The 21,141-nt window shown below is 64.7% G+C and carries 21 protein-coding genes and 1 pseudogene; 8 read left to right on the top strand and 14 right to left on the bottom strand.

Annotation, left to right across the window (positions count from 1 at the left end):
• Positions 1 to 126: 126 nt before the first annotated feature.
• Positions 127 to 2,427 carry an NADP-dependent malic enzyme gene (locus CFB52_RS17660; protein WP_099317064.1) on the bottom strand — a complete coding sequence of 767 codons (2,301 nt, stop codon included), beginning with the start codon at positions 2,425 to 2,427 and terminating at the stop codon, positions 127 to 129.
• A gap of 134 nt (positions 2,428 to 2,561) precedes the next feature.
• Here CFB52_RS17660 and CFB52_RS17655 point away from each other — a divergent pair, with 134 nt between their 5' ends.
• Complete coding sequence (locus tag CFB52_RS17655; RefSeq protein ID WP_059579885.1) at positions 2,562 to 3,533, top strand: LysR substrate-binding domain-containing protein; 972 nt, start codon at positions 2,562 to 2,564, stop codon at positions 3,531 to 3,533.
• Between the two features lie 5 nt (positions 3,534 to 3,538).
• On the opposite strand, the gene CFB52_RS17650 is transcribed toward CFB52_RS17655, so the two are convergent.
• From CFB52_RS17650 to CFB52_RS17640, 3 genes and pseudogenes are all read right to left on the bottom strand, one after another.
• Positions 3,539 to 4,216, bottom strand: coding sequence for a hypothetical protein (locus CFB52_RS17650; protein WP_059579883.1), 678 nt, complete (start codon positions 4,214 to 4,216; stop codon positions 3,539 to 3,541).
• A pseudogene (locus tag CFB52_RS17645) lies at positions 4,216 to 4,590 on the bottom strand (VOC family protein). The gene CFB52_RS17650 and the pseudogene CFB52_RS17645 overlap by 1 nt, the downstream one beginning before the upstream one ends.
• Before the next feature lie 215 nt (positions 4,591 to 4,805).
• Positions 4,806 to 5,030, bottom strand: a complete 225-nt coding sequence (locus CFB52_RS17640; protein ID WP_089465370.1) for a hypothetical protein — start codon at positions 5,028 to 5,030, stop codon at positions 4,806 to 4,808.
• Between the two features lie 588 nt (positions 5,031 to 5,618).
• Between CFB52_RS17640 and CFB52_RS17630 the strand changes: the two genes are divergently transcribed.
• Positions 5,619 to 6,077 (top strand): GNAT family N-acetyltransferase, encoded by a 459-nt coding sequence (locus CFB52_RS17630; RefSeq protein WP_099317063.1) that lies wholly within the window; start codon positions 5,619 to 5,621, stop codon positions 6,075 to 6,077.
• Positions 6,078 to 6,133: 56 nt separating this feature from the next.
• Here CFB52_RS17630 and CFB52_RS17625 read toward each other — a convergent pair whose 3' ends face one another.
• A complete protein-coding gene (locus CFB52_RS17625; protein ID WP_099317062.1) occupies positions 6,134 to 6,826 on the bottom strand; it encodes a glutathione S-transferase in 693 nt (230 codons plus the stop codon).
• Positions 6,827 to 6,972: 146 nt separating this feature from the next.
• Between CFB52_RS17625 and CFB52_RS17620 the strand changes: the two genes are divergently transcribed.
• A complete protein-coding gene (locus CFB52_RS17620; RefSeq protein ID WP_099317061.1) occupies positions 6,973 to 7,548 on the top strand; it encodes a TetR/AcrR family transcriptional regulator in 576 nt (191 codons plus the stop codon).
• A gap of 724 nt (positions 7,549 to 8,272) precedes the next feature.
• Here CFB52_RS17620 and CFB52_RS17610 read toward each other — a convergent pair.
• The 3 genes from CFB52_RS17610 to CFB52_RS17600 all read right to left on the bottom strand — a co-directional run bounded on the left by CFB52_RS17610 (position 8,273) and on the right by CFB52_RS17600 (position 10,595).
• Positions 8,273 to 8,707 carry a lysozyme inhibitor LprI family protein gene (locus tag CFB52_RS17610; protein ID WP_226094116.1) on the bottom strand — a complete coding sequence of 145 codons (435 nt, stop codon included), beginning with the start codon at positions 8,705 to 8,707 and terminating at the stop codon, positions 8,273 to 8,275.
• 94 nt (positions 8,708 to 8,801) lie between these two features.
• A complete protein-coding gene (locus CFB52_RS17605) occupies positions 8,802 to 9,371 on the bottom strand; it encodes a YdeI family protein (RefSeq protein WP_099317060.1) in 570 nt (189 codons plus the stop codon).
• Between the two features lie 96 nt (positions 9,372 to 9,467).
• Positions 9,468 to 10,595, bottom strand: coding sequence for an aminotransferase class V-fold PLP-dependent enzyme (locus CFB52_RS17600; RefSeq protein ID WP_099317059.1), 1,128 nt, complete (start codon positions 10,593 to 10,595; stop codon positions 9,468 to 9,470).
• Positions 10,596 to 10,872: 277 nt separating this feature from the next.
• On the opposite strand from CFB52_RS17600, the gene CFB52_RS17595 reads away from it, so the two are divergent.
• Positions 10,873 to 12,054, top strand: coding sequence for a serine hydrolase (locus tag CFB52_RS17595; protein WP_099317058.1), 1,182 nt, complete (start codon positions 10,873 to 10,875; stop codon positions 12,052 to 12,054).
• Between the two features lie 94 nt (positions 12,055 to 12,148).
• Here CFB52_RS17595 and CFB52_RS17590 read toward each other — a convergent pair whose 3' ends face one another.
• The 4 genes from CFB52_RS17590 to CFB52_RS17575 all read right to left on the bottom strand — a co-directional run bounded on the left by CFB52_RS17590 (position 12,149) and on the right by CFB52_RS17575 (position 16,909).
• A complete protein-coding gene (locus CFB52_RS17590; protein WP_099317057.1) occupies positions 12,149 to 13,321 on the bottom strand; it encodes an FAD-binding oxidoreductase in 1,173 nt (390 codons plus the stop codon).
• Positions 13,322 to 13,470: 149 nt separating this feature from the next.
• Positions 13,471 to 14,622, bottom strand: coding sequence for a branched-chain amino acid ABC transporter substrate-binding protein (locus tag CFB52_RS17585; protein ID WP_099317056.1), 1,152 nt, complete (start codon positions 14,620 to 14,622; stop codon positions 13,471 to 13,473).
• Positions 14,623 to 15,044: 422 nt separating this feature from the next.
• Positions 15,045 to 15,236 (bottom strand): CsbD family protein, encoded by a 192-nt coding sequence (locus CFB52_RS17580; protein WP_059579825.1) that lies wholly within the window; start codon positions 15,234 to 15,236, stop codon positions 15,045 to 15,047.
• Positions 15,237 to 15,376: 140 nt separating this feature from the next.
• Positions 15,377 to 16,909: a helix-turn-helix transcriptional regulator gene (locus CFB52_RS17575; protein ID WP_059579822.1), complete on the bottom strand. Its 1,533-nt coding sequence runs from the start codon at positions 16,907 to 16,909 to the stop codon at positions 15,377 to 15,379.
• 398 nt (positions 16,910 to 17,307) lie between these two features.
• Here CFB52_RS17575 and CFB52_RS34655 point away from each other — a divergent pair, with 398 nt between their 5' ends.
• From CFB52_RS34655 to CFB52_RS17565, 3 genes are all read left to right on the top strand, one after another.
• Positions 17,308 to 17,472 (top strand): hypothetical protein, encoded by a 165-nt coding sequence (locus tag CFB52_RS34655; RefSeq protein ID WP_180278224.1) that lies wholly within the window; start codon positions 17,308 to 17,310, stop codon positions 17,470 to 17,472.
• An 83-nt stretch (positions 17,473 to 17,555) separates the two neighbouring features.
• The gene (locus tag CFB52_RS17570) at positions 17,556 to 17,906 is read left to right on the top strand and encodes a BON domain-containing protein (RefSeq protein ID WP_059579819.1); all 351 of its coding nucleotides are present in this window, start codon (positions 17,556 to 17,558) and stop codon (positions 17,904 to 17,906) included.
• Between the two features lie 53 nt (positions 17,907 to 17,959).
• Positions 17,960 to 18,157 carry a CsbD family protein gene (locus CFB52_RS17565; protein WP_059579817.1) on the top strand — a complete coding sequence of 66 codons (198 nt, stop codon included), beginning with the start codon at positions 17,960 to 17,962 and terminating at the stop codon, positions 18,155 to 18,157.
• 239 nt (positions 18,158 to 18,396) lie between these two features.
• On the opposite strand, the gene CFB52_RS17560 is transcribed toward CFB52_RS17565, so the two are convergent.
• Complete coding sequence (locus CFB52_RS17560) at positions 18,397 to 19,425, bottom strand: DUF1338 domain-containing protein (RefSeq protein WP_060315991.1); 1,029 nt, start codon at positions 19,423 to 19,425, stop codon at positions 18,397 to 18,399.
• Between the two features lie 226 nt (positions 19,426 to 19,651).
• Here CFB52_RS17560 and CFB52_RS17555 point away from each other — a divergent pair, with 226 nt between their 5' ends.
• Positions 19,652 to 20,599 carry a LysR family transcriptional regulator gene (locus tag CFB52_RS17555; RefSeq protein ID WP_060315994.1) on the top strand — a complete coding sequence of 316 codons (948 nt, stop codon included), beginning with the start codon at positions 19,652 to 19,654 and terminating at the stop codon, positions 20,597 to 20,599.
• A gap of 19 nt (positions 20,600 to 20,618) precedes the next feature.
• Here CFB52_RS17555 and CFB52_RS17550 read toward each other — a convergent pair whose 3' ends face one another.
• Positions 20,619 to 21,110, bottom strand: a complete 492-nt coding sequence (locus CFB52_RS17550; protein ID WP_226221647.1) for a hypothetical protein — start codon at positions 21,108 to 21,110, stop codon at positions 20,619 to 20,621.
• Between the last annotated feature and the right edge of the window lie 31 nt (positions 21,111 to 21,141).

The following is a 21,141-nucleotide window of genomic DNA, read 5'->3' as shown; positions in this document are numbered from 1 at the left end:
TTGCTCCAAGATTCTTGGCTTGGGTGCCAGCTTAGGGCAGACATTGCTTGGCACCGTCACGACGGCCGCTCATGGCCGAAGCTGACAAACAAAGGGCGGCCTCAGCCGCCCCACGAAGCCATTCAATCACCCACCCACACCCCGATTCGCCTCGATCACCGTCAACGCAGCCATATTCACGATCCGCCGCACGGTGGCGCTGGACGTAAGGATGTTCACAGGAGCATTGACGCCCAACAGGAACGGCCCCACCGCCACATTGCTCCCCGCCTCGGTCTTGAGCAGGTTGTACGCGATATTCCCCGCATCCACATTCGGACAGACCAGCAAATTCGCCGCACCCTTCAACGGCGACATCGGCAGCAGCTTCGCCCGCAGCCCTTCATCGAGCGCGCAGTCGCCATGCATCTCGCCATCGGCCTCGATATCCGGCGCCTGCTCCCGCATGATCTCCAGCGCCCGGCGCATCTTCACGCCCGAAGCCGCACTCCCCGACCCGAAATTCGACCGCGACAGCAGCGCGACCTTCGGCGTCAGGTTCAACCATTCCATCTGCCGCGCCGCCGCGATCGTGAATTCAGCGATCTGCTCCGCATCCGGGTTGTCGTTCACGTGCGTATCCACCAGCGCCACCGTCCGCTGATCGAGCAACAGGATGTTCATCGCCGCGTAGGTCGACGCACCCGGCTTCTTGCCGATCACTTCGTCCACGAAACGCAGGTGATTGTGATACTCGCCCACCGTCCCGCAGATCATCCCGTCCGCGTCGCCGAGCTGCACCATCATCGCGCCGATGAGCGTCAGGCGGCGGCGCATTTCCACGCGCGCCATTTCCTTCGAGATACCGTCGCGGCAGCGCATTTCCCAATACTTCGTCCAGTACTGCGGGAAACGTTCGTCGTATTCCGGATTGGTCACTTCGACGTCCTGACCGAGCCGCAAACGCAGCCCGAACCGCTCGATGCGCGCGAGCAGCACCTCCGGACGCCCGACCAGAATCGGCCGCGCCAGCTTCTCGTCCACGATCACCTGCACCGCACGCAGCACACGCTCGTCCTCGCCTTCGGTGAACACGATCCGCGCCTTGCCGCCGTCGCGCACGAGCTGGCGCGCGGTCGCGAACAGCGGCTTCATGAACGCACCCGAGTGATAGACGAACTGCTGCAACTGCTCGACGTACGCATCGAGATTCGCGAGCGGACGCGTCGCCACGCCGCCTTCCATCGCCGCCTTCGCCACGGCCGGCGCGATCCGCACGATCAGGCGCGGGTCGAACGGCTTCGGAATCAGGTATTGGGCGCCGAACGACACGTCGTACGCGCCATAGGCCGCCGCGACGACTTCGTTCTGCTCTTCCTCGGCCAGCCCCGCGATCGCGTGCACCGCGGCGATTTCCATCTCGCGCGTGATCGTCGTCGCACCCACGTCCAGCGCGCCCCGGAAAATGTACGGGAAGCACAGCACGTTGTTGACCTGGTTCGGGTAGTCCGAGCGGCCCGTCGCGATCACGACGTCGTCGCGCGTCTCGTGCGCCAGTTCCGGGAAGATTTCCGGCGTCGGGTTGGCCAGCGCGAGAATCAGCGGGCGCGCCGCCATCTGCTTGAGCATCTCCGCCGTGAGAATGCCGCCGACCGACAGCCCGAGGAACACATCCGCGCCGCCGATCACGTCGGCGAGCTTGCGCGCGTCGGTTTCCTGCGCGAAGCGCGACTTGGCCGGGTCCATCAGCGTGGTACGGCCGCGATAGACGACGCCTTCGATGTCGGTCACCCACACGTTTTCCACCGGCAGCCCGAGGTCGACCAGCAGGTCCAAGCACGCCAGCGCGGCCGCACCGGCGCCCGACGTCACGACCTTCACTTCCTTGATGGATTTCCCGACCACCTTCAGCCCGTTGATGAACGCGGCCGACACGGTAATGGCCGTGCCGTGCTGGTCGTCGTGGAAGACGGGAATCTTCATGCGCTCGCGCAGCTTCTGCTCGACGGTGAAGCATTCCGGCGCCTTGATGTCCTCGAGGTTGATGCCGCCGAACGTCGGTTCGAGGCCGGCAATGATGTCGACCAGCTTGTCCGGGTCGGTTTCGTTGATCTCGATGTCGAACACGTCGATGCCCGCGAACTTCTTGAACAGTACGGCCTTGCCTTCCATCACCGGCTTCGACGCGAGCGGGCCGATGTTGCCCAGGCCAAGCACGGCGGTGCCGTTCGTGATCACGCCCACCAGGTTGCCGCGGCTCGTGAAGCGGTGCGCCGTCAGCGGATCGGCGGCGATCGACTCGCACACGCTCGCCACGCCGGGCGTATAGGCCAGCGCCAGATCGCGCTGGGTCACCAGCGGCTTGCTCGCGACGACCGAGATTTTCCCGGGGGTCGGAAATTCGTGATAGTCGAAAGCGGCCTGCTGCTGTGTCTCTGTCTGTTTCATGTTTTCGTCCCGGCGTGGGCGCCAGGCCAGTCCCGGCGCGATCCATGAAGGTGATTCTAGGGATCCGCCATAACGTGATGATTCTGTTTTAATATCGGCCCATCACTTTTTCATGATGAATGCATGACCAGTCAATGAATTTTGACGCAAACGACGTGGTCAGGCGGCTCGGCGCGCGTCTGAAGATTCGGCATCTGGTGCTGTTGCTGCAGATCCAGCAGCACGGATCGCTGACGCGCGTCGCCGAGCACATGGCAAGCAGCCAGCCGGCCGTGACGAACGCGCTGTCCGAGCTGGAGAGCATGTTCGGCACGCCGCTGTTCGAGCGCTCGTCGCGCGGCATGCGGCCCACCGCGCTCGGCGCGGTCGTGCTCGAGCGCGCGAAGGCGATGATCAAGGATCTCGACCACCTCGCCCGCGAGATGGAGGCCGTCGCCGCCGGGCATGCGGCTCATCTGCACATCGGCGTGATTCCGTTCATCTCCGGCCAGATGCTGTCGGCCGCGCTGAAGCGGCTGCAAGCGCGCATGGAGCGGCGCCTGACCGTGACGATTCACGAAGGCACCAGCGATCAGCTGCTGCTGCAACTCCGGGATCACAGTGTCGACATCGTGATCGGGCGCGCGTCGTCGGCGATCGATCTCGGGCAGGTCTCGTTTGAAGTGCTGTACCAGCAGCAGCCGCGCATGATCGCGAGCCGGCGGCTGGCCGCCAAGCTCGCCCGCACGCCGCTCGACTGGCACAAGCTGCACGCGCTCGACTGGATTCTCGGCGCGCCGCATACGCCGATGCGCGAACAGGTGACCGACCTGTTCCTGTCGGCCGGCATCGCGCCGCCCGTGCCGATCGTCGAAAGTTACTCGTCGAAGCTGATCGGCGAAATGATCGCGTCGAGCGACGAGGCCGTGTCGATCGTGCCGGCCGATATCGCCGAAGAACTGGTGCGGATCGCCGGCGTGGCGATCGTGCCTTATTCGCTGGTGTGGACGCTGCCGCCGATTGCGCTGTTCACGCGCTCCGCCGATTCGCATTCGCCCGCGCGCGATCTGCTCGTCGACGCGCTACGCGAGGTGTGCAAGGAAACGTACGGAGAAATGCGTCGATAGCTGCGTTACTTGCCGGCGGCAAGGCGCCGCAGTATCTCCGGACGCTCGGCGGTCAACACGTGGTCCGCGCCCTCGCCCCTGTCGTAGCGTTTGCTCGTGCGGTAGGAAAAGCGCTTCACGTATTGATTGGCGGCGGGATCGAACATCCACGCGTCGACTTCGAAGAAGTGCTGACCGAAATGATTCTCGTCCTTGCCCCATACATAGTCGGCCCGGACGAACAGCGGATACGGCGACACCTGCGGCAAGCTCCACATCGCGCGATCGGCCATCTCCGTTTGGGTGACTGTCGGCATCAGGTTCTCGATCTTGCCGTTCGCGCCGACACGCAGCACGGCCACACGCTCCAGCATCCCGCTGCCGCCACCCGAGAACATCCCCGAGAAGAACACCCACGAGCCGCCCGATGCAATCGGTAAGCGCTCGGACCGCGGATTCAGGCCGAACTGGTACCACTCCTTCGAAGAATGGGGAAGCGGCGCCGGCGGCATCTCGAAGCACGGCGCACGGTCGGGCAGCACGCAGAGCTTCACGCCGGAAAGCGGAAGCCCGTCGCCGTCGAGCTTGCCTTCCGTCTGAGTGAAGCGCGGGAATGCCGTTTCGCGGGGCGCTGCTTGAACGCAGGCGATGCCGACGAGCGCCATGCTTGCGATCGCCGCGAGCGTTTTACCGATCCAGCGCATCACCCCTCCGCCCGATGACACACCACCTCGATATTGTGTCCATCCGGAGCGATGACGAACGCCGCGTAGTAGTTCGCGTGATAATGCGGCCGCAGCCCGGGCGCGCCATTGTCTTTCCCGCCGGCCTCCAGCGCCGCGCGATGGAACGCATCGACTTGCTGCCGCGTGTCGGCCGCGAACGCGATGTGGAGAGGCGCCGGCTTCTCGTCGGTCGGGAACAAACACAGTCAAGACTTGCTGGGCAGTCCGATCTCGATCCCGTACGACGGCTCACCTTCCCCGACAATTTCGGCGCCCAGCGGTTCAAGTGCCTTCAGGAAAAACGCCTTGCTGGCGGCGTAGTCGCTGACGCCGAACTTGACGTGGTCGAACATGAGTTCCCTCCGATGGATCGATCAGTCATCACGGTGGTGTGATGTAGCGATGGCCGCAATGTTGCCACATGCGGCGGTGGTCCGGTGCCGGCTCCAAAGGACCCGTTGCCGCCGTTCGATAACAAGGATGCCGACGGCCGTTTGGGTACCCGGAAGCCGACCCTCATGACGTGGCGTACGAGCTATTGCTGTTCTTTCGCAAGCGAGCGTAGGCTCTACTGCGGTGGCTTCCACTCGCCCGCCCAGAGATCGAAATACTTGAGAGCCGAGATGCAGCCGAGTACGAGCTGTTCGCCAATATCGTCGACGACTTTGAACGGGATGGAAATCCCGAAATTGCCTCCCGACAATGGAAAGATCTCGGCGAATGGAGCCGCATTTCCCAATTTCTCTACTACCTCTGCTCGGCTCCCGGCGGAAACTATGACCTGAATGCCCATCAGCGCTTGAACTCCACAGTAGCTACGTCGCAGAGCGCTGCCCTGACCTGGTCGATCGTCACTTCACTCACCGATTGCCCACGAACATCATAGACAAGCTGACATTTCCAGGACGCCGAAGGCAGATGCGATCGACCGTGCACGATGCGCGCTCGGTTGTACTCGATGCTTAGACAAGCGGCCTCCTCCGTTTCCAAGCTGTGGTTTGCTACTAGGGCAAACTGGCGCAGTTCTTCGTTTACAAATTCCGGTGTGAACATATGGGTCCCGTGCGCGACAAGAATGCCATTTTACTCAGAGCTTCTACACCATTCTCGATACGCCCGCGAAATGCTCGGATTGCGATTCATGCCTCACCAGTGGGCTGTAGCGACGGCAGATTGCGACCCGAAAGCAGCCATCAGGCGCGCCAGGTGAGTAGCCGCAATTGGCCGGACACTGCGCCAATTGTCCGCGCTGCAAACTCGATATATCGCGCGGACTTGCCGATTTCCGCCGCCCCTTCAGCAGCATTCCACACGACCTTGGAAGTTCGATGCCATGCTGCTATCGTCGAGCATTCCTTGACGACTTCGGAGTGGCCGAACCATGCCCCTGATCTTGCGTCGCGCGACGATGGCCGATGCCGCAGCGGTGGCCGACGTCTATCTTCGGTCGCGCGACACGCTGGCATCCTATGCGCCACTCGCGCACGCCGAAGCAACCGTCTGCGATTGGGTTGCCAACATGCTTGTTCCGTCGGGCAACGTTACCGTTGCCGTGAACGATGGCCACATCATCGGCATGGCCGCACACGCTGCCACCGACGGCGTGACATGGCTCGAGCAATTGTACGTGTGCCCCGAATTCAAACGGCAAGGGATGGGCACTGCCCTGCTGGAATCGGTGAAGTCGCAAACGGATGGCTCGCTCCAGCTCCATACGTTTCAAATGAACCACGATGCTGCTGCGTTTTACGAGCAGCACGGGTTCGTTGCCATTGCGTACAGCGACGGAAGCAGAAACGAGGAGCGTTGTCCCGATGTTTTGTATCGCTTGACGCGGTAGCGCGCTCGTCCGTTCGCTCGCCTCATCCGCCCGTTATCGACCGACGCAGGGGCAGCTCAGGCCAGCATCGCAAACACCGGCTGGTTCCTGACGCTCTCGCGCTCCAGCATTCTCGCGTACCAGGCTCGAAGTGCTTCGCATTCCTCATGCACTGGCAGCTTCACGAGCATCGCAAAGATCAAACCACCGATGACGGTGATGTCGGCCATCGAGAACGTCTCGCCCGCGACATACGGTTGCCGTTGCAGAACGGCATCGAAATAGCGCATGCCCCTCAACGCCTTGTCGCGTTGACGGAATCCCCACTCCGGATTTTGATACGTCTCCACGTCGGGCCCCAGCCCCGGCGTGCCGTGATGGAAATAGACGCTGATCGCGTCGAGCAATTCCAACTCGGCGCGCTTGCTCATCATGTGGATGACCCCTTTTTCGCGTGGCGTGGTGCCGGTGAGCGTGGGTACGCCGTCGAGCGCGTCGAGGTATTCGGTAATGGCCGTGCACTCGGCAATGCACGTTCCATCATCGAGTTCCAGAACCGGCAACGTACCCGAATAATTCTTGCTGGCGATGAACTCGGGCTTTTTATGCTCGCCCTTGTAAAGATCGACCATCACGAACTGGACGCGCGATTGCAGCCCCTTTTCGGCCAGTGCAATGCGCACGCGTGTCGGATAGGGCCCTGTCGGGAAATCGTGGATCTTCATCATGGGCAGCTGGGCTGTGTCGAAGTCGACGTTACTGGAAGTCATTGCAGGGGCGCTCCGGAGTCGGTTGCACTGGATCGGACGACGCGGAAACACGTCGCCGGCGAAACTACCTAACGTTTGTTAGGTTAACCATATAAGGTAGAATCCGGGGTGTCAACATCCATTTCCTGCACGCGGAGGCTGAAGCAGTGACGAACGACGCGAGCTCGAACTCGAGAGAAAGAATTCTGGCAGCCGCCACGAGGCTCGCGCAGACGCACGGCTACGGCGGGTTGAACTATCGGGATCTCGCCAGCGAGGTGGGAATCAAGGCCGCGAGCATCTACCACCACTTCGAAAGCAAGGCCGATCTCGGCGCCGCGGTGGCGAGGCGTTACTGGGAGGATTCCGCGGCGGCGCTGGAGGACATGCTGGCCCGATCGCGCGATCCGCTGGACTGCCTGCGCCGCTATCCGGATACCTTCCGCAAGGCGCTCGAGACCGGCAACCGCCTGTGTCTTTGCAGCTTCATGGCCGCCGAAACCGACGATCTGCCGGAAGTCGTGATGAAAGAAGTTCTGGCCTTCGCCGACGTCAACGTGGCGTGGTTAAGCAAGGTGCTGTCCGCTGCGGCAGTGGTCAGCGCCCGGGAGAGCAAACAGCGGGCGCGGGCAATCTTCGCCGCCATCGCCGGCGCCCAGCTCATCGCGCGGAGTCGCGCCGATCTTTCGCTCTATGACTCACTGATCGACAATTATCGTAAAGCGGGCCTTTTGCCGGCGTAGCAGGGTAACGGTGACGCGGCTTCGGACGACGTCGATCGTTCGTGAACGCATGATGTTCGATCGTGTGACCCCGGCTGACGTGGAATCCGTCGCCGATGTTTGCTGCTGCCCCCCCGCGATCACCGGCGGACCGAACTGGCGGGTTTTTCGTACAGGGACCAGGCAATACCGTCCGTTTGCAATCCGACGCGGACAAAGCCCAGCGACTCGTAGTAAGCGCAGAGCGTCATGTTTTCAGCGCCGCAGTCGAGTCGAAGCAAACGCCGGTTCAAGCGGCTCACCTCATGAGCGCACCCGTCGAGCATGAAGCTGCCGAGCCCGTTGAAACCTTTCCGCACGCAGGGCCGTGCACGTAGCCCGCAATCGGCGCGTGGGCCCCCAGTGCCTGTCGTCGTCGAAGTCGGGCGAGAACGTTCCGACCAGCGTGCCATCCTGTTCGACGACGTACACGGCTTTCTCGGCGACGTGGTTTCGTACCCACCGTTCGGAGAAGCCGTCGCGTTCCTTGCCCCATACGTGGTCGCCATGCGCGACCTTCTTTGCATGTGCATCGTTCCGGATCTGTGTCAGTACCGGGACATCGTCTGCCGTCGCTCTGCGGACGCTTTTCGACACCATCGCTCGTTTCCCCCGTTATATCCGAGCTATCATCCCGGTGCACCACGTAACAAGCCTGACGCTAGCCGCGCTCCCGGCACTCATTCTGTCTTTATCTAGCGCCGCACTAACCATGGCTCACTTGTTTGAGCCACGCGTTCAATTGACGCGTACGATCACGTGTTCTGTCGATTTCGCAAGTCAGTAGATCAAGATTACGATCCGCGCCTGCCTCGTTTATCAGATACCAAGCGGAACACTCGTCGCCGAGAAAACGGATCCATTGCCGCTGAGCCGCGACAAATTTCACCTTGAGTGCTGGATAGTCGACGTACTCGTCACGTGGCCGAGACAGCGACTTCAATACCTTTTGGTAAGTGCGGTTCAATTCGTCGTCTGCTTGCTGAAATTCATCTTGACTACGTTGCAGCAAGCACTCGGGAGCTACGCTATCCGGTGCGCAGCCCTGCGCTTGCGCAGCGGTGAACCACGACAATGTCAGCGCCATGGCGGCGCCCAGCGTCGCGCGACGAAAGCTGAACGCCGATGCACGGATATGCATTCTTGCTCCCATTCCCGTTTTCCCATTCATATGGCGATCGGAACAATTCACGCGCCGATCGCGTTCGACGAAATCTCCGTCGGAAACCCACCCTCTACGGATGAAAAGTCTCGTCCCGCTTCAGCATGTCGATGAATTCCGCGATTTTGCGCGCCCGTGATTCCGGCTTCCTGGCGTTCTGTATCCGAAACAGGATCGCATAGCGATTACGGCTGTTCAGTGTCGCAAAAAACTTCCCGGCTTTCGGATCGGCGTCCAACGCCGCCTGCAAGTCGTCCGGCACGATCGAGTTGCTGGCCGACGTATAAGCCGCCTCCCAACGGCCGTCCTTCCTCGCCTTCTCGATTTCGCCCATGCCGGCCGCGCGCATCCTGCCTGCGGCGATCAGCGCTTCGGCCTTGTCCTTGTTGAGTTTGGACCAGATGCTTTTCGCCGAGCGCGGGGTAAAGCGTTGTAACCAGTATTGCTCGCTCTCGGCCTTCTTTTGGCCATCGATCCAGCCGTGGCAGAGGGCGCTTTCCACCGCCTCTTCATAGGTGACGGTTCGCTGCCCCGCGCCTTTTTTCGCGAGCCGCAGCCATGCTCCGGTCGACGTGCCGCCGTTCCGCCCCAACCAGCTTTCCCATTCGGCTTGACTGGCAAACGTTAGTGCGCCTTCTGTCATGTCACGATCCAGAATGGTTGCGTTTTCAACGACTCGAAAGCCGCCACTCAACACACGAGCGGCGACCACCGAAGCAACCCTCGCCGCAAAACCGCCTCAAACGATCCGGTTCAACGCATCGGCAAACCGCTTCACCGCGCCATCGACATCATGCAGCTTGTCGAGACCGAACAACCCGAGCCGGAAAGTCTTGAAGTCCTCCGGTTCGTCGCATTGCAACGGCACGCCCGCCGCGATCTGCAAACCGACATCGGCAAACTTCTTCCCGGTGCGAATCCCGTCATCGTCGGTGTAACTGACCACGACACCCGGCGCCTCGAACCCCTTCGCGGCCACGCTCCTGATCCCCTTCTCCGTCAGTAGCGCGCGAATGCGCTCGCCGAGTTCGAGCTGTTCCGCCTTCACCTTGTCGAAGCCGTATGCGTCGGTTTCCTTCATCACGTCGCGCAGGGTCGTGAGGCTGTCCGTGGGCATCGTCGCGTGATACGCGAACCCGCCGCCCTCGTACGCTTCCATGATCTGCAGCCACTTGCGCAGATCGCACGCGAAGCTGGTGCTGGTGGTCGAATCGATGCGCTCGCGCGCAAGCGGGCTGAACATCACCATCGCGCAACACGGCGACGCACTCCAGCCCTTTTGCGGCGCACTGATCAGGATATCGACGCCGCTCGCCTGCATGTCGACCCACACGGTGCCCGACGCGATGCAATCGAGCACGAACATGCCGCCGACCGCATGCACGGCATCGGCCACCGCGCGCAGGTACGCATCGGGCAGCATGATTCCGGACGCGGTTTCGACGTGCGGCGCGAACACGAGATCGGGCTTGTTTTCCCGGATCGCGGCGACGACTTCGTCGATCGGCGCCGGTGCGTAGGCGGCCTGCCTGCCGGCTTCGACGGGGCGCGCCTTCAGCACCGTCGCCTCCGACGGAATGCCGCCCATGTCGAAAATCTGCGACCAGCGGAAGCTGAACCAGCCGTTGCGGATCACGAGACACTTCCTGTTCGTCGCGAACTGTCGCGCCACGGCTTCCATGCCGAACGTCCCGCTGCCCGGCACGATCGCGACCGACTTCGCGTTGTAGACTTTTTTCAGCGTGGCGGAGATGTCGCGCATGACACCCTGGAAGCGCTGCGACATATGGTTGACCGAGCGATCGGTGTACACCACCGAATATTCGAGGAGCCCCTCGCGGTCAACATCGGGAAGTAAACCTGGCATGCTCGCCTCCGGCGAAAGATGAACGATGGAATCAGGACAAGCAGCGTCTTCGATTCGATACTGCTCTGCACCATGCAACTGCGTCATTTCCTCGACGAAAGCAGATTCTAACGAACGCCGCCGGCCGCTTGGCGCCTATTTTGCCTGCCGCCGCGCCCGGTGCTCGTCGACGCCGGCCGGTACCGCGCACATCGCCCTGTTCCGTGTAAGGGTTAACGACGCGTGCGGCCGCAGCCGCCTAACATGTCGATCGGCCCCCTTCACGACGGAACTTTCGATGACCTCTTCTCCCGCATCGTCACTGCAGTCGTCAACCGATCCCGCGCTCGCCGAGCGCATCGACGCGGTCCTGTCCCGCCAGCTCGACACGCAGCGCCTCGTCGGCGCGGTGGTGCTCGTCGCCCGCGACGGCGAACTCGTCTATCGCCGCGCGGCCGGCTTCGCGGATCGCGAATCGCGCACGCCGATGCGCGAGGACACGCTGTTCCGGCTCGCGTCGGTCACCAAGCCGATCGTCTCGGCAGCGGCGATGGCGCTCGTCGCGCAACGCAAGCTGTCGCTCGACGAAGACATCACGCGCTGGCTGCCCGAGTTCCGTCCGGCGCTGCCCGACGGCCGCGTGCCGACGATCACGGTGCGCCAGTTGCTCGTGCATACCGCCGGCCTCGATTATCGTTTCAATGAAACCGACGCGAATGGCCCGTATGCACGTGCGGGCGTCTCCGACGGGCTCGATCGCGCATCGATCACGCTCGCCGAAAACCTGCGCCGGATCGCGAGCGTGCCGCTGCTGTTCGCGCCCGGCACCAACTGGAACTACTCGCTGTCGATCGACGTCGTCGGCGCGCTGATCGAGGTCGTCTGCGACATGCCGCTCGCCGATGCGATCGATGCGCTCGTGCTGCGCCCGCTCGGGGCACGCGATACGGGCTTCGTCGCACGCGATCCCGCCCGGCTCGCCACGCCGTACGTCAACGACACGCCGCAGCCGCACCGGCTCGCCGAGAACGAGACGGTGCCCATCGACGAAGGGTTCGTCGGCGTCACGTACTCGCCGTCGCGCGCGCTCGATGCGCATGCGTTCCCGTCGGGCGGCGCCGGAATGGTCGGCACCGCCGGCGACGTGCTGACGGTGCTCGACACGCTGCGCGCAGGCGGCGGTGCGATTCTGCCGGCCGAGCTGGTCGACGAGATGGGCCGCGTGCAAACCGGCGATCTCGAATTGCCGGACCTGCCGGGCGCGGGCTTCGGGATTGGCTTCTCGGTGCTGCGCGACCCGCAGGCGGCCGCGTCGCCGGAATCCGTCGGCACGTGGCGCTGGGGCGGCGTCTACGGTCATTCGTGGTTCGTCGATCGCGCACGCGGGCTCACCGTCGTGTCGCTGTCGAACACGCTCTACGAAGGGATGAACGGGCAGTACACGCTCGATCTGCGCGACGCCGTCTACGGCGTTGGCTGACGCACGCGGCGAAAAAAGGCCCGACAAAGTCGGGCCAACGGGTTTGAGACACAAGGAGAATCCCGCCCACCCCATACCGGGCGGTTACGCCGCACTACACGACGTTCTTTTCGACGATCGGCCGGTTTTCGAGCACGCGCGCCCAGCCGAGCGACGACAGGTCGAGCGTGTCGTAACGCCCGCCCAGAATGAGTTCGCCGACGCCCCGCCCCGTCGCCGGCCCTTGCTGCAGCCCGTGGCCGCTGTAGCCGTTCGCGAACACGACGTTGTCGAGTTCGGGGTGGTAGCCGATGATCGCGTTGTGATCGAACACGTTGTACTCGTAGTACCCGGACCAGCAATGCTCGACGCGCAGCGCCTCGAATTCCGGCACGCGGTGCGCGAGCGTCGGCCAGATCACGTCGTCGAACAGGTCGTGGTCGACTTCGTCGAGCGGCAGGTCGTCCGGGTCGCGATCCGGGCTCGGCGACGTGCCGCAGATATACGTGCGCCCTTCCGGCCGGAAATACACGCCGGTCGGATCGATCAGCAGCGGGCAATCGGCAAGCTTCGCCGGCGACGATACGTTGAAGATGCTGCGCCGCCGCGCATACACGGGGATGTCGATGCCCATCATCGACGACAGCGTGCGCGTCCACGCACCGGCCGCGTTGACGAGCGTGTCGCACGCGTAGCGCTCGCCGTCGCCCGTCATGACATGCGTGATCCTGCGGCCGTCGCGCACCACGTCCTTCACGTCAGCCGGCACGTAGCGCGCGCCGAGCGCCTGCGCCTTCTTGCGCAGCGCCTGCACGAGCCCGTAGCCGTCGAACCAGCCTTCGCCGCTCACGCCGTACGCGCCCGACGCGAGATCGTCGACGTTCAGCCACGGGAACTTCGCGCGCAGCGCGTCGCCGTCCATCAGCCGGATATCGGCGCCGAGGCGCGTCTGCAGCGCATGGTTCTCGCGCAGCGTCGCGTCGCCAGCCGGCGTCGCGAGGAACAGGTAGCCGCCCTCGTGCAGGTCGATCGACGGGCGGTGGCCGTCCACTTCGAGCCGCTCGCCGATCGTGCGCAGGAAGTCGATGCCGAACAGCGACATCTCGATCGACAACGGCGTGGAAAACTGCTGGCGAATCGACGCGGCCGACAGCGCCGACGACGATTTGGCATAGGTGGGGTCGCGTTCGATCACGGTCACGGCGACCGTGGGATCGGTGGCGCGCAGGAAATAAGCGATCGAGCTGCCGATCACACCACCGCCGACGATGACGACTTGAGAACTCACGACTGACTCCGGTTGCACGTAAAAGGCTCAGGGCCTGAAAATGATGCGTGCCGCGACTCGCGGGCATCCCGCGAGCAAACTTCGCGGGCGATCGCCCGGCTATTTCAGCACGTCCGGCATCGCCGCGAAAGCCTGCTCACGCGTTGCGTTCAGTCCGCCGATTTCGTCGTGACGGGCTGCCACGCGGCGTTCTTCACTTCGTACAGCGTCGAGCTCGGGTTCTTCAGGTCACCCGTGTTCGTGAACGCGATCGTGCCCGTGATGCCGTCGTAGCGCGTGCCCTTCAGCGCGCCGTTGAAATCGCCCGGCTTCGTCGAGTTCGCCTTCTGCATCGCGTTGATCGCGATCCACGTCGCGTCGTACGCGAACGGCGCATACGCGAGCATGTCGACGCCGTACTTCTGCCTGAATTTCGTTTCGAACAGCTTGCCCTTCGCGAGACGCGACAGCGGCTGCCCGTACTCCCATACCGACGCGCCTTCCGCCGCATTACCGGCGAGCTTGATGAAGTTCGCGTTCATCACGCCGCCGCCCGCGAGGAACTGCGCGCGAATGCCGAGCTGGCGCATGCGCTTCACGAGCATCGCGGCCTGCGCGTCGAGGCCGCCGAAGAACACGAGATCGGCATTGGCGCTCTTGATCTTCGTGAGCTGCGCGCTGAAGTCGACGGCCTTGTCGTTCGTGAATTCGCGCGCGACGATCGTGCCGCCGTTCGCCTTCACGGCCTTCTCGAATTCGTCGGCTTCGCCCTGGCCGAACGCGGTGCGATCGTCGATGATCGCGATGCGCTTCGCCTTCGTCACGCTCGCGGCGTACGCACCGGCGTTGCCGGCGTTCTGCGTGTCGGTCGCGATCACGCGGTACACGGTGTCGAGCCCCGCGCGCGTGATGTCGGGATTGGTCGCCGACGGCGTGATCATCGGAATGCCGGCCTTCGCATAGATCTCCGACGCCGGCAGCGTCGTGCCGGAATTGAAGTGGCCGATCACGACGGCCACCTGCGCGTCGGCGAGCTGCTGCGCGGCCTGCACGCCGGTGCGCGGATCGCTCTGGTCGTCCTGCGACGCGACGACGAACTTCACCGGCTTGCCGCCGACGGTCGTCCGCGCCGCATTCGCTTCGTCGACGGCCATGCGCACGCCGTTCTCGATGTCCTTGCCGTATGCCGCGCCGCCGCCCGTCAGCGGGCCGGCCACGCCGACCTTGACGATCGTCTCCTGCGCATGGGCCGCGCCCGTCTGGAATGCGAAAAGCGCGGCGGTCAGCGCGACGCCGGAAAGCGAACGAATGCGGAACGTCATGGCAATCCTTCTTTCTATGGGTCGGGATGCAACGCGAGACTGGCACGCGTCGGCAACCTCCTGCGCGCCGGTGATGCCTTTCCGTGCCGGAGTGCGTGCGACACGCCGATCCGGCCGGACGATCACCGCGGCTCCGTCTCCGAAGAACCTTTCATCGCGAAAGAGGTGAAGGGATTGTGGGTAGCCAATACCCGTCCAGCAAACGAAATATCGGAACTATGTCGTGAGGATTTGTCATCAAGTTCCGTGCTGATGGCCGATCGACGGCCGTCCGGCGGCGGCCGTGGATGGCGGTATTCCGTGGGGAATGGCGGCCGCGCCGCAGCGTAAAGGCCGGTCGTTGTCATGCCGGCCGCGCATCATCGTCGCGGCGCCGGCCCGGCCGGCCTTCGCGACGCCCACGGCGGGCGCCGCGTCATCGGTCAGTGCCGATCGGTGCCCGTATGCTTGCGCACCGCATCGGCGGCCTCGCCGGCCTTCTCCTGGAGCTTGCCGGCCTGCTGCTCGGCCACGCCTTGCGCTTCGGTCTCGCGGTCGCCCGTCACCTTGCCGAGTGCTTCCTTGACCGAACCCTTGACCTGCTTGAGCTTGCCTTCGATGCGATTCCTGTCCATGGTCGTCTCCTGCGATGGTTGAGGAAAGCCGGCAATGCAGCGGCCTGCGCGGCACCGCCGAGCGGACAGGATCGCAAGCGGCGGCCACGGGCGGCAGATGCGGATGCACCAGTGCGCATGGTGCATTCGCACCGATCCCGTCAGTCCGTGCCTTTCGCGCCGCCCTTGTCGCCGCGCGCGCCGTTCGTTTCGGCCGCGCCGACGATGCCGCGCTCGCGCGCCCAGACGATCGCCTCGGCGCGGCTGTGCACGTCGAGCTTCGCGTAAATCGTCGCGACGTGATTACGCACGGTGTTCGGCGCCAGCCCGAGGCGGCCGGCGATCTCCTTGTCGGCGAGGCCGTGGCACAGCAGGTCGAACACGTCGCGCTCGCGCGCGGTCAGGTCGGACAGTTGGGCGCCCGCATCCGGCGCATTCGCGCGCCGCACGTTCGCGAGCTTCTCGATCAGCGTGCGGCTGAACCAAGACGCGTCCTGCATCGCGGTCTCGATCGCATAGACGAGCTCCATCTCCGTGCGCTTGCGGTCGCTGATGTCCAGCAGCGCGACGAGCAGGCAGTCGCGCCCGTGAATCGCGACGGGGTCGGCCGACACGACGCAATCGCGCACGTCGCCGTCGCGCGTGCGGATCTGCACGTCCACGTTGCGCACGTGGCCGTCGCGCGCGAGCCGGCCTTCGATCCGCGACCACGCGCCGCGTTCGGCCCACAGCCCGATCTCGTCCGCGGATTTGCCGAGCAGGTCGGCCTGCGCGTGGCCCGTCATCGCGGCAAACGCATCGTTCACGTCGAGCAGCTCGAAACGGTCGGCCGTGACGATCGCGGTCGCGACCGGCGCCATCCGGAAGGCCGTCGCGAAGCGTTCCTCGCTTTGCATCAGCGCGCGCTCGGCCTGCTTGCGCGGCTCGAGATCCATGAACGTGAACAGCATGCACGCCTCGCCGTTCATGTCGATCGGCTGCCCGGCGACGACCACCGCCTTGGTGCTGCCGTCGGCAAGTTTGAGCACGGCTTCCATCTGCGGGATGGTCGCGCCTTCGCCGAGCCGCTCGATCGCCAGCTCGCGCCGCTCGGCCTGATCCAGCACGTCGACCTCGTACACCGAGCGGCCGAGCACGTCGTCGCGCGCGTGGCCCGTCATGTCGAGAAAGCCCTGGTTGACCTTCACGTAACGCAAGTCGTCGAGCCGGCAGATCACGGCCGGCGCCGGATTCGCGTTGAAGGTGCGCTCGAAGCGCTCTTCGGCGCTCGCCCATTCGGTCGCGTCGTGCAGCACCAGCGCGAGGCAGTCGGGTTCGCCGGCCGCGTTCGTCAGCACGAGGCTGCGGATGCGATGCACCCAGCTCACCGACTCGTCGGCGGCCGATTCGACCTCGACCGTCACGTCGCTGAACTCCTCGCCGGCGATCACGCGATCCATCGGATAGTGCCCGTCGCGCACCGGATGGTTGTTCCGGTAGCGCAGCCGGAATCGCTCGCGGTATTCGGTGACGTCCGCGCCGAGCGCCTTAAGCTCGGTCACCCCGTGCATCGCGAGCGCGGCCTCGTTCGCCCAGACGATCCGCTGGTCCGGCTCGATCAGGATCACGCCCTCGGTGAGCCCCGCAATGATCTGGTGCAGCTGGCGCCGGTCGGTATGCGACTTGAGCACCTGTTCGTCTACTGGTTCGTTCATCGAATCGTCGTCCCTGTCGTCAACATGAGCGGTCAACATGCGCGCCGGCCGAGCGCCCGTGGCAGCGGCACATGCCAGCCGCCGCGTGCGGCGATGATCGTGTGCCGGGCAACGGCGCGACAGGCGCGGATGCACTACCCCGAATAGTACATTCGCACGCCGCCGCTGATCGTGCGGTGCCCCGCCGAATGAGGCGGCGCGGCCTGCGCGCCCGCCACGGCGGGTTGCCCGGGTCGTGGTGCATGTGCCGTTCCCGCCCGTGTGTTCCGTCCCCCGGTGCAAGCGCACTAGCCAACCCGGTGAATTTGCGCGATGTCCGCTCGCGTTCGCGTCGGTACGCTGGTACTGCATCGGCGCTCATGCGCTGCCCTTTCATACCGCAGAGGGAGGACACCAGGATGGAATTGCATCAGACACCCGATCCGACGCGGCCCGAGCCGGCCCCGGACAATCCGCCCGAACCGGCGCCGGGCACCGATCCGCCGGTGCCGCTGCCGCCCGACGTGCCGCGCCCGGACATGCCGCCGCGCGAGCCCGGTTACGACACGCCGATCGCGCGCTAAGCCGCGCGATGCGCCGGAATGCACGGGAACGATCCGTGCTCGCCCACCGATTGATTCAACCCGCCAATCGAAGGAGGACATCAATGAACAAGACCTCGCACCTTTCGACCCTGCTCGCCGTCAGCGCGGCGTTCCTGCTTTCCGCGGCCCCGCTCACGAACGCGCATGCCCAGGCATCGTCGACCGACAGCGGCATGGCGACCGAATCGAACCAGCCTGTCACCGACACGTGGATCACGACCAAGGTAAAGAGTGAACTCGCGACCACCAAGGGCGTGGAAAGCACTGACATCAGCGTGAAGACGGTGGACGGCGTCGTCACGCTGACGGGCGTGCTGCAGACGAAGACCGCCGTGAAGAAGGCCATCGCCGTCACCCGTGCGATCAAGGGCGTGAAGCACGTCGACGCGTCCGGCCTGAAGGCCAAGGCCTGAGCTACCCCGCGGCCGAGCGCCGCACTTTTCTCCCCTTATGAAAGGAGTACACGATGAACGAGGACAAGATCCAGGGCCAGTGGAAGCAGCTCACCGGCAAGCTGAAGGCCAAGTGGGGCAAGCTGACCGACGACGATCTCGCGGTCGCGGAAGGCAATCGCGACTATCTGGCCGGCAAGATCCAGGAGCGTTACGGGATCGCCCGCGACGAAGCCGAGAAGCAACTGAAGGAATTCGACCGCGAGCTGTAACGCGCCAGTCGTCTCACCCTGCCGCGACGCACGCCGCGTCGCGGCCACGAGGAGGACAACGACATGGGCAAATATCTGATCGCATGGCTGCTCGGCGTACCGATCGGGCTGCTGGTGCTGTTTTATCTGGTCACGCACCTGTTCTGACGCACGCGACGCCCCGTCGACGCAAACGGGCCGGCGGCTGAAACCAGCCGCCGGCCCTTCTGCTTTCCTCCCTGCCGCGCGACGCGAAGCGCTTACTTCGCCGCGTTCGCCGTCATCTTGAAGATGCCCTGCGCGTTGCCCGCATCGAAGCGCAGGTCGGTCACCCAGCGACGCGACGCCTGGTCGAACGTGCGCTTGCGCGTGATGAACTCGTAGAACGAACCGGGCACGTTGCGCTTCACGGTGCCGCCGTCGCGCGTGCGGAACTCTCGCTCGACGGTATCCGCGCGATAGGCCGTCTGGAACACGCGGCCCGAGCGCGAGCGCTCGACTTCCGGCTTCATCGGCCGGCCCTTCGCCTTCTCGTCGTCGGACAGCTTGAACACGTCGGCGACGCGGTCCGTCGCGTGATTGAACGCATTGCCCTCGGTCGCGATCCACGCCATTTCCGCCGATTCCATCAGCAGCGTCTCGTAGTCGAGTTCGTTCGGCACGTCGTGCTGACGCGCGAACGCGCCGACGATTTCCGGCAGCAGCGCGTGCGCGGCTTCCAGCGGCAGCCAGCCTTCGCGCTCGACCTCCCACAGCAGTGCGACGGCCGCCGGCGACAGCGGGTCGCGCGACGAGCTGACCACGTTCGTCACGGCCTGCTGGAATTCCTTCGAAAAGCGCTCCGGATGCAGTTCGCTGACGAAGAACTGCGCGATTTCGTCCGGCGCGTCTTCATGCGCGTACGCGCGGCCCGTCATGCCGAGCTTGTCGAGCGGATAACGGCCGTTCAGCCGGAAGCCGAGCGGACGCAGGATACGCGTGAATGCAGCTTCGCCCGGCGGCAGCGCGCCCGTATGCGGCCAGCGCACCGTGCGTAGCGCGCCGTGGTCGAAATAGACGGAGCCGCCGCTTTCAATCGCGTCGGCCGTGTACGCGCGGCCGTTCGCCGAACGCTCGAGCAGCCCCTCGAACAGCGCCATGTTCATCGCCTGCGCGATTTCCGCGCGCGTCACGACGCCGTCCTCCCACTCCTCGAGGATGGCCGGCATGTTCAGGGTCGAGAACAGGGCGTCGGTCTTCGCCTGTCCCAGCAGCTTCGTCAGCAAGCTGTCGATATTCGGATTGCGCATCGGGATTCTCGTCTCGGGGGACCCGCCGGCAAGCGCGCCGGCCACTCGTCGGCCGGCCGCCCACGGGCGCCTGACCTTGCATGGCAAGCATTATTCAAAGGGTTGCAGCGGCGCGTAAAGCGAGATTAAATTGATATGTGATGAGTTTTTGGAATTATCGATCGTCCTTCGCCGACATTTCGCCCCCGGCGCCGGGCGGCTCCGTCCATCAGACAAAACGAGCATCATGCGCAAATTCAAGATCCCCAACATGGGTGCGCTCGTGGCCTTCGAAGCCGCCGCCCGCCATGAGAGCTTCACGCACGCGGCCAAGGAGCTGTTCCTGACCGAAAGCGCCGTGTCGCGGCAGATCGCGACGCTCGAAGCGAGCCTCGGCGTGCGGCTGTTCGCGCGCGTGAAGCAGCGCGTCGTGCTGACGCGCGCCGGCAAGCTGTACGGCACGCAGGTGCGGCGCGCGCTGGAGGCGCTCGACCGCGACACGCTGTCGATCATCGCGCACGGCAGCGGCGGCGGCTACCTGGAACTCGCGGTGCTGCCGACCTTCGCGTCGCACTGGCTGATCCCGCGCATCAAGAGCTTCTACGACCGCACGCCCGACGTGCGCGTGAACATGGGCAGCCGCACCGACCTGTTCTCGTTCGAGGACACGCACTTCGAAGCCGCGATCCACTACGGCAAGCCGACCTGGCCCGGCACGTCGTCCGACTACCTGTTCGGCGAGGAAGTCGTGCCGATCTGCTCCCCCGCGCTGCTGAAGGGGCCCGTCGAGCGCGTCGAGGATCTGCTCGCGTATCCGCTGCTGCACTCGACGACGCGCCCCGGCGCGTGGGCGCAGTGGTTCGAGACGCACGGCGTCGAGGACATCCGCACGATGCAGGGCGTGCGCTACGAATTGCATACGATGCTGATCAGCGCGGCGGCGGCCGGGCTCGGCGTCGCGCTCGTGCCGAAGTTCTTCGTCGAGGAACAGTTGCAGCAGCTCGGCCTCGTCGTGCCGTGCGATGCGGCCACCGTCGGCGATTCGGCGTACTACCTCGTGTATCCGACGGAGTTCAGCCACAGCAAGCCGCTGGAATCGTTCCGCGGGTGGCTGCTCGAACAGGCGAGCGCGTATGCGGCGCCCGAGCGCGACGCGCACGACGCCGACGAGGCGGACGACGAGGACGTCGAGTAAGGGCGCCGCCGCGCCGGCGTCATGGCGCGGTGGCGCCGCAGGCGTGCCGCGCCGGCACGTCGGCTGCCACGACCCTCAGCAGCCGCGCGCGATCGGGCGTTTCCAGCCCCGGGCACGCGGTCTCCAGATCGCGAATCACGAGCGTTGCGCGCCCGTCGAACCGGCATACGCCGCGCGGCTGCGCCGCGGGCAGCCGCAGCCCGCGGGCCGCCTCGCGCTGGTTCGTGAAAACGATCACGCCCGCGCGTTGCGAGCGATCAGGCAAGCGCCGGGCGGACGCATCGTCCTCTTCGAACCACACGTCCGACCCGAGCGATTCGTCGCCGTAGTCGAGCGCGTAGCGCCCCGACAGCGTGATCGTCCGGTCGACATGCATCGCGTGGCACCCCGGCTCGGCATCCGCCGCGATCGTCTGCGCACCGGCCGCGACCGGGCCGCATACCAGCAACGATAGAAACAGCGCGCGGGCGCGGCCGGTCAGGCTCGATACATCGATCGTGTGGCGGATCATGGGCAGTCAGGGGCGCGGGTCGTCGTGACGA

It is taken from the genome of Burkholderia sp. AU18528, assembly GCF_002223215.2.
GTDB lineage: Bacteria > Pseudomonadota > Gammaproteobacteria > Burkholderiales > Burkholderiaceae > Burkholderia > Burkholderia semiarida.
Note: the sequence above shows the minus strand (reverse complement) of the source record. Positions and strands in the feature narration are given on the sequence as shown.

Excerpts from the sequence above, each read along its gene's own strand:
- CFB52_RS17605 (WP_099317060.1), bottom strand. The coding sequence starts at position 9,371 with ATGACAGAAGGCGCACTAACGTTTGCCAGTCAAGCCGAATGGGAAAGC.
- CFB52_RS17565 (WP_059579817.1), top strand. The coding sequence starts at position 17,960 with ATGAACGAGGACAAGATCCAGGGCCAGTGGAAGCAGCTCACCGGCAAG.
- CFB52_RS17570 (WP_059579819.1), top strand. The coding sequence starts at position 17,556 with ATGAACAAGACCTCGCACCTTTCGACCCTGCTCGCCGTCAGCGCGGCG.
- CFB52_RS17655 (WP_059579885.1), top strand. The coding sequence starts at position 2,562 with ATGAATTTTGACGCAAACGACGTGGTCAGGCGGCTCGGCGCGCGTCTG.
- CFB52_RS34655 (WP_180278224.1), top strand. The coding sequence starts at position 17,308 with ATGGAATTGCATCAGACACCCGATCCGACGCGGCCCGAGCCGGCCCCG.
- CFB52_RS17640 (WP_089465370.1), bottom strand. The coding sequence starts at position 5,030 with ATGGGCATTCAGGTCATAGTTTCCGCCGGGAGCCGAGCAGAGGTAGTA.
- CFB52_RS17560 (WP_060315991.1), bottom strand. The coding sequence starts at position 19,425 with ATGCGCAATCCGAATATCGACAGCTTGCTGACGAAGCTGCTGGGACAG.
- CFB52_RS17580 (WP_059579825.1), bottom strand. The coding sequence starts at position 15,236 with ATGGACAGGAATCGCATCGAAGGCAAGCTCAAGCAGGTCAAGGGTTCG.
- CFB52_RS17660 (WP_099317064.1), bottom strand. The coding sequence starts at position 2,427 with ATGAAACAGACAGAGACACAGCAGCAGGCCGCTTTCGACTATCACGAA.
- CFB52_RS17555 (WP_060315994.1), top strand. The coding sequence starts at position 19,652 with ATGCGCAAATTCAAGATCCCCAACATGGGTGCGCTCGTGGCCTTCGAA.
- CFB52_RS17575 (WP_059579822.1), bottom strand. The coding sequence starts at position 16,909 with ATGAACGAACCAGTAGACGAACAGGTGCTCAAGTCGCATACCGACCGG.
- CFB52_RS17585 (WP_099317056.1), bottom strand. The coding sequence starts at position 14,622 with ATGACGTTCCGCATTCGTTCGCTTTCCGGCGTCGCGCTGACCGCCGCG.
- CFB52_RS17610 (WP_226094116.1), bottom strand. The coding sequence starts at position 8,707 with ATGCATATCCGTGCATCGGCGTTCAGCTTTCGTCGCGCGACGCTGGGC.
- CFB52_RS17550 (WP_226221647.1), bottom strand. The coding sequence starts at position 21,110 with ATGATCCGCCACACGATCGATGTATCGAGCCTGACCGGCCGCGCCCGC.
- CFB52_RS17650 (WP_059579883.1), bottom strand. The coding sequence starts at position 4,216 with ATGCGCTGGATCGGTAAAACGCTCGCGGCGATCGCAAGCATGGCGCTC.
- CFB52_RS17600 (WP_099317059.1), bottom strand. The coding sequence starts at position 10,595 with ATGCCAGGTTTACTTCCCGATGTTGACCGCGAGGGGCTCCTCGAATAT.
- CFB52_RS17630 (WP_099317063.1), top strand. The coding sequence starts at position 5,619 with ATGCCCCTGATCTTGCGTCGCGCGACGATGGCCGATGCCGCAGCGGTG.
- CFB52_RS17595 (WP_099317058.1), top strand. The coding sequence starts at position 10,873 with ATGACCTCTTCTCCCGCATCGTCACTGCAGTCGTCAACCGATCCCGCG.
- CFB52_RS17625 (WP_099317062.1), bottom strand. The coding sequence starts at position 6,826 with ATGACTTCCAGTAACGTCGACTTCGACACAGCCCAGCTGCCCATGATG.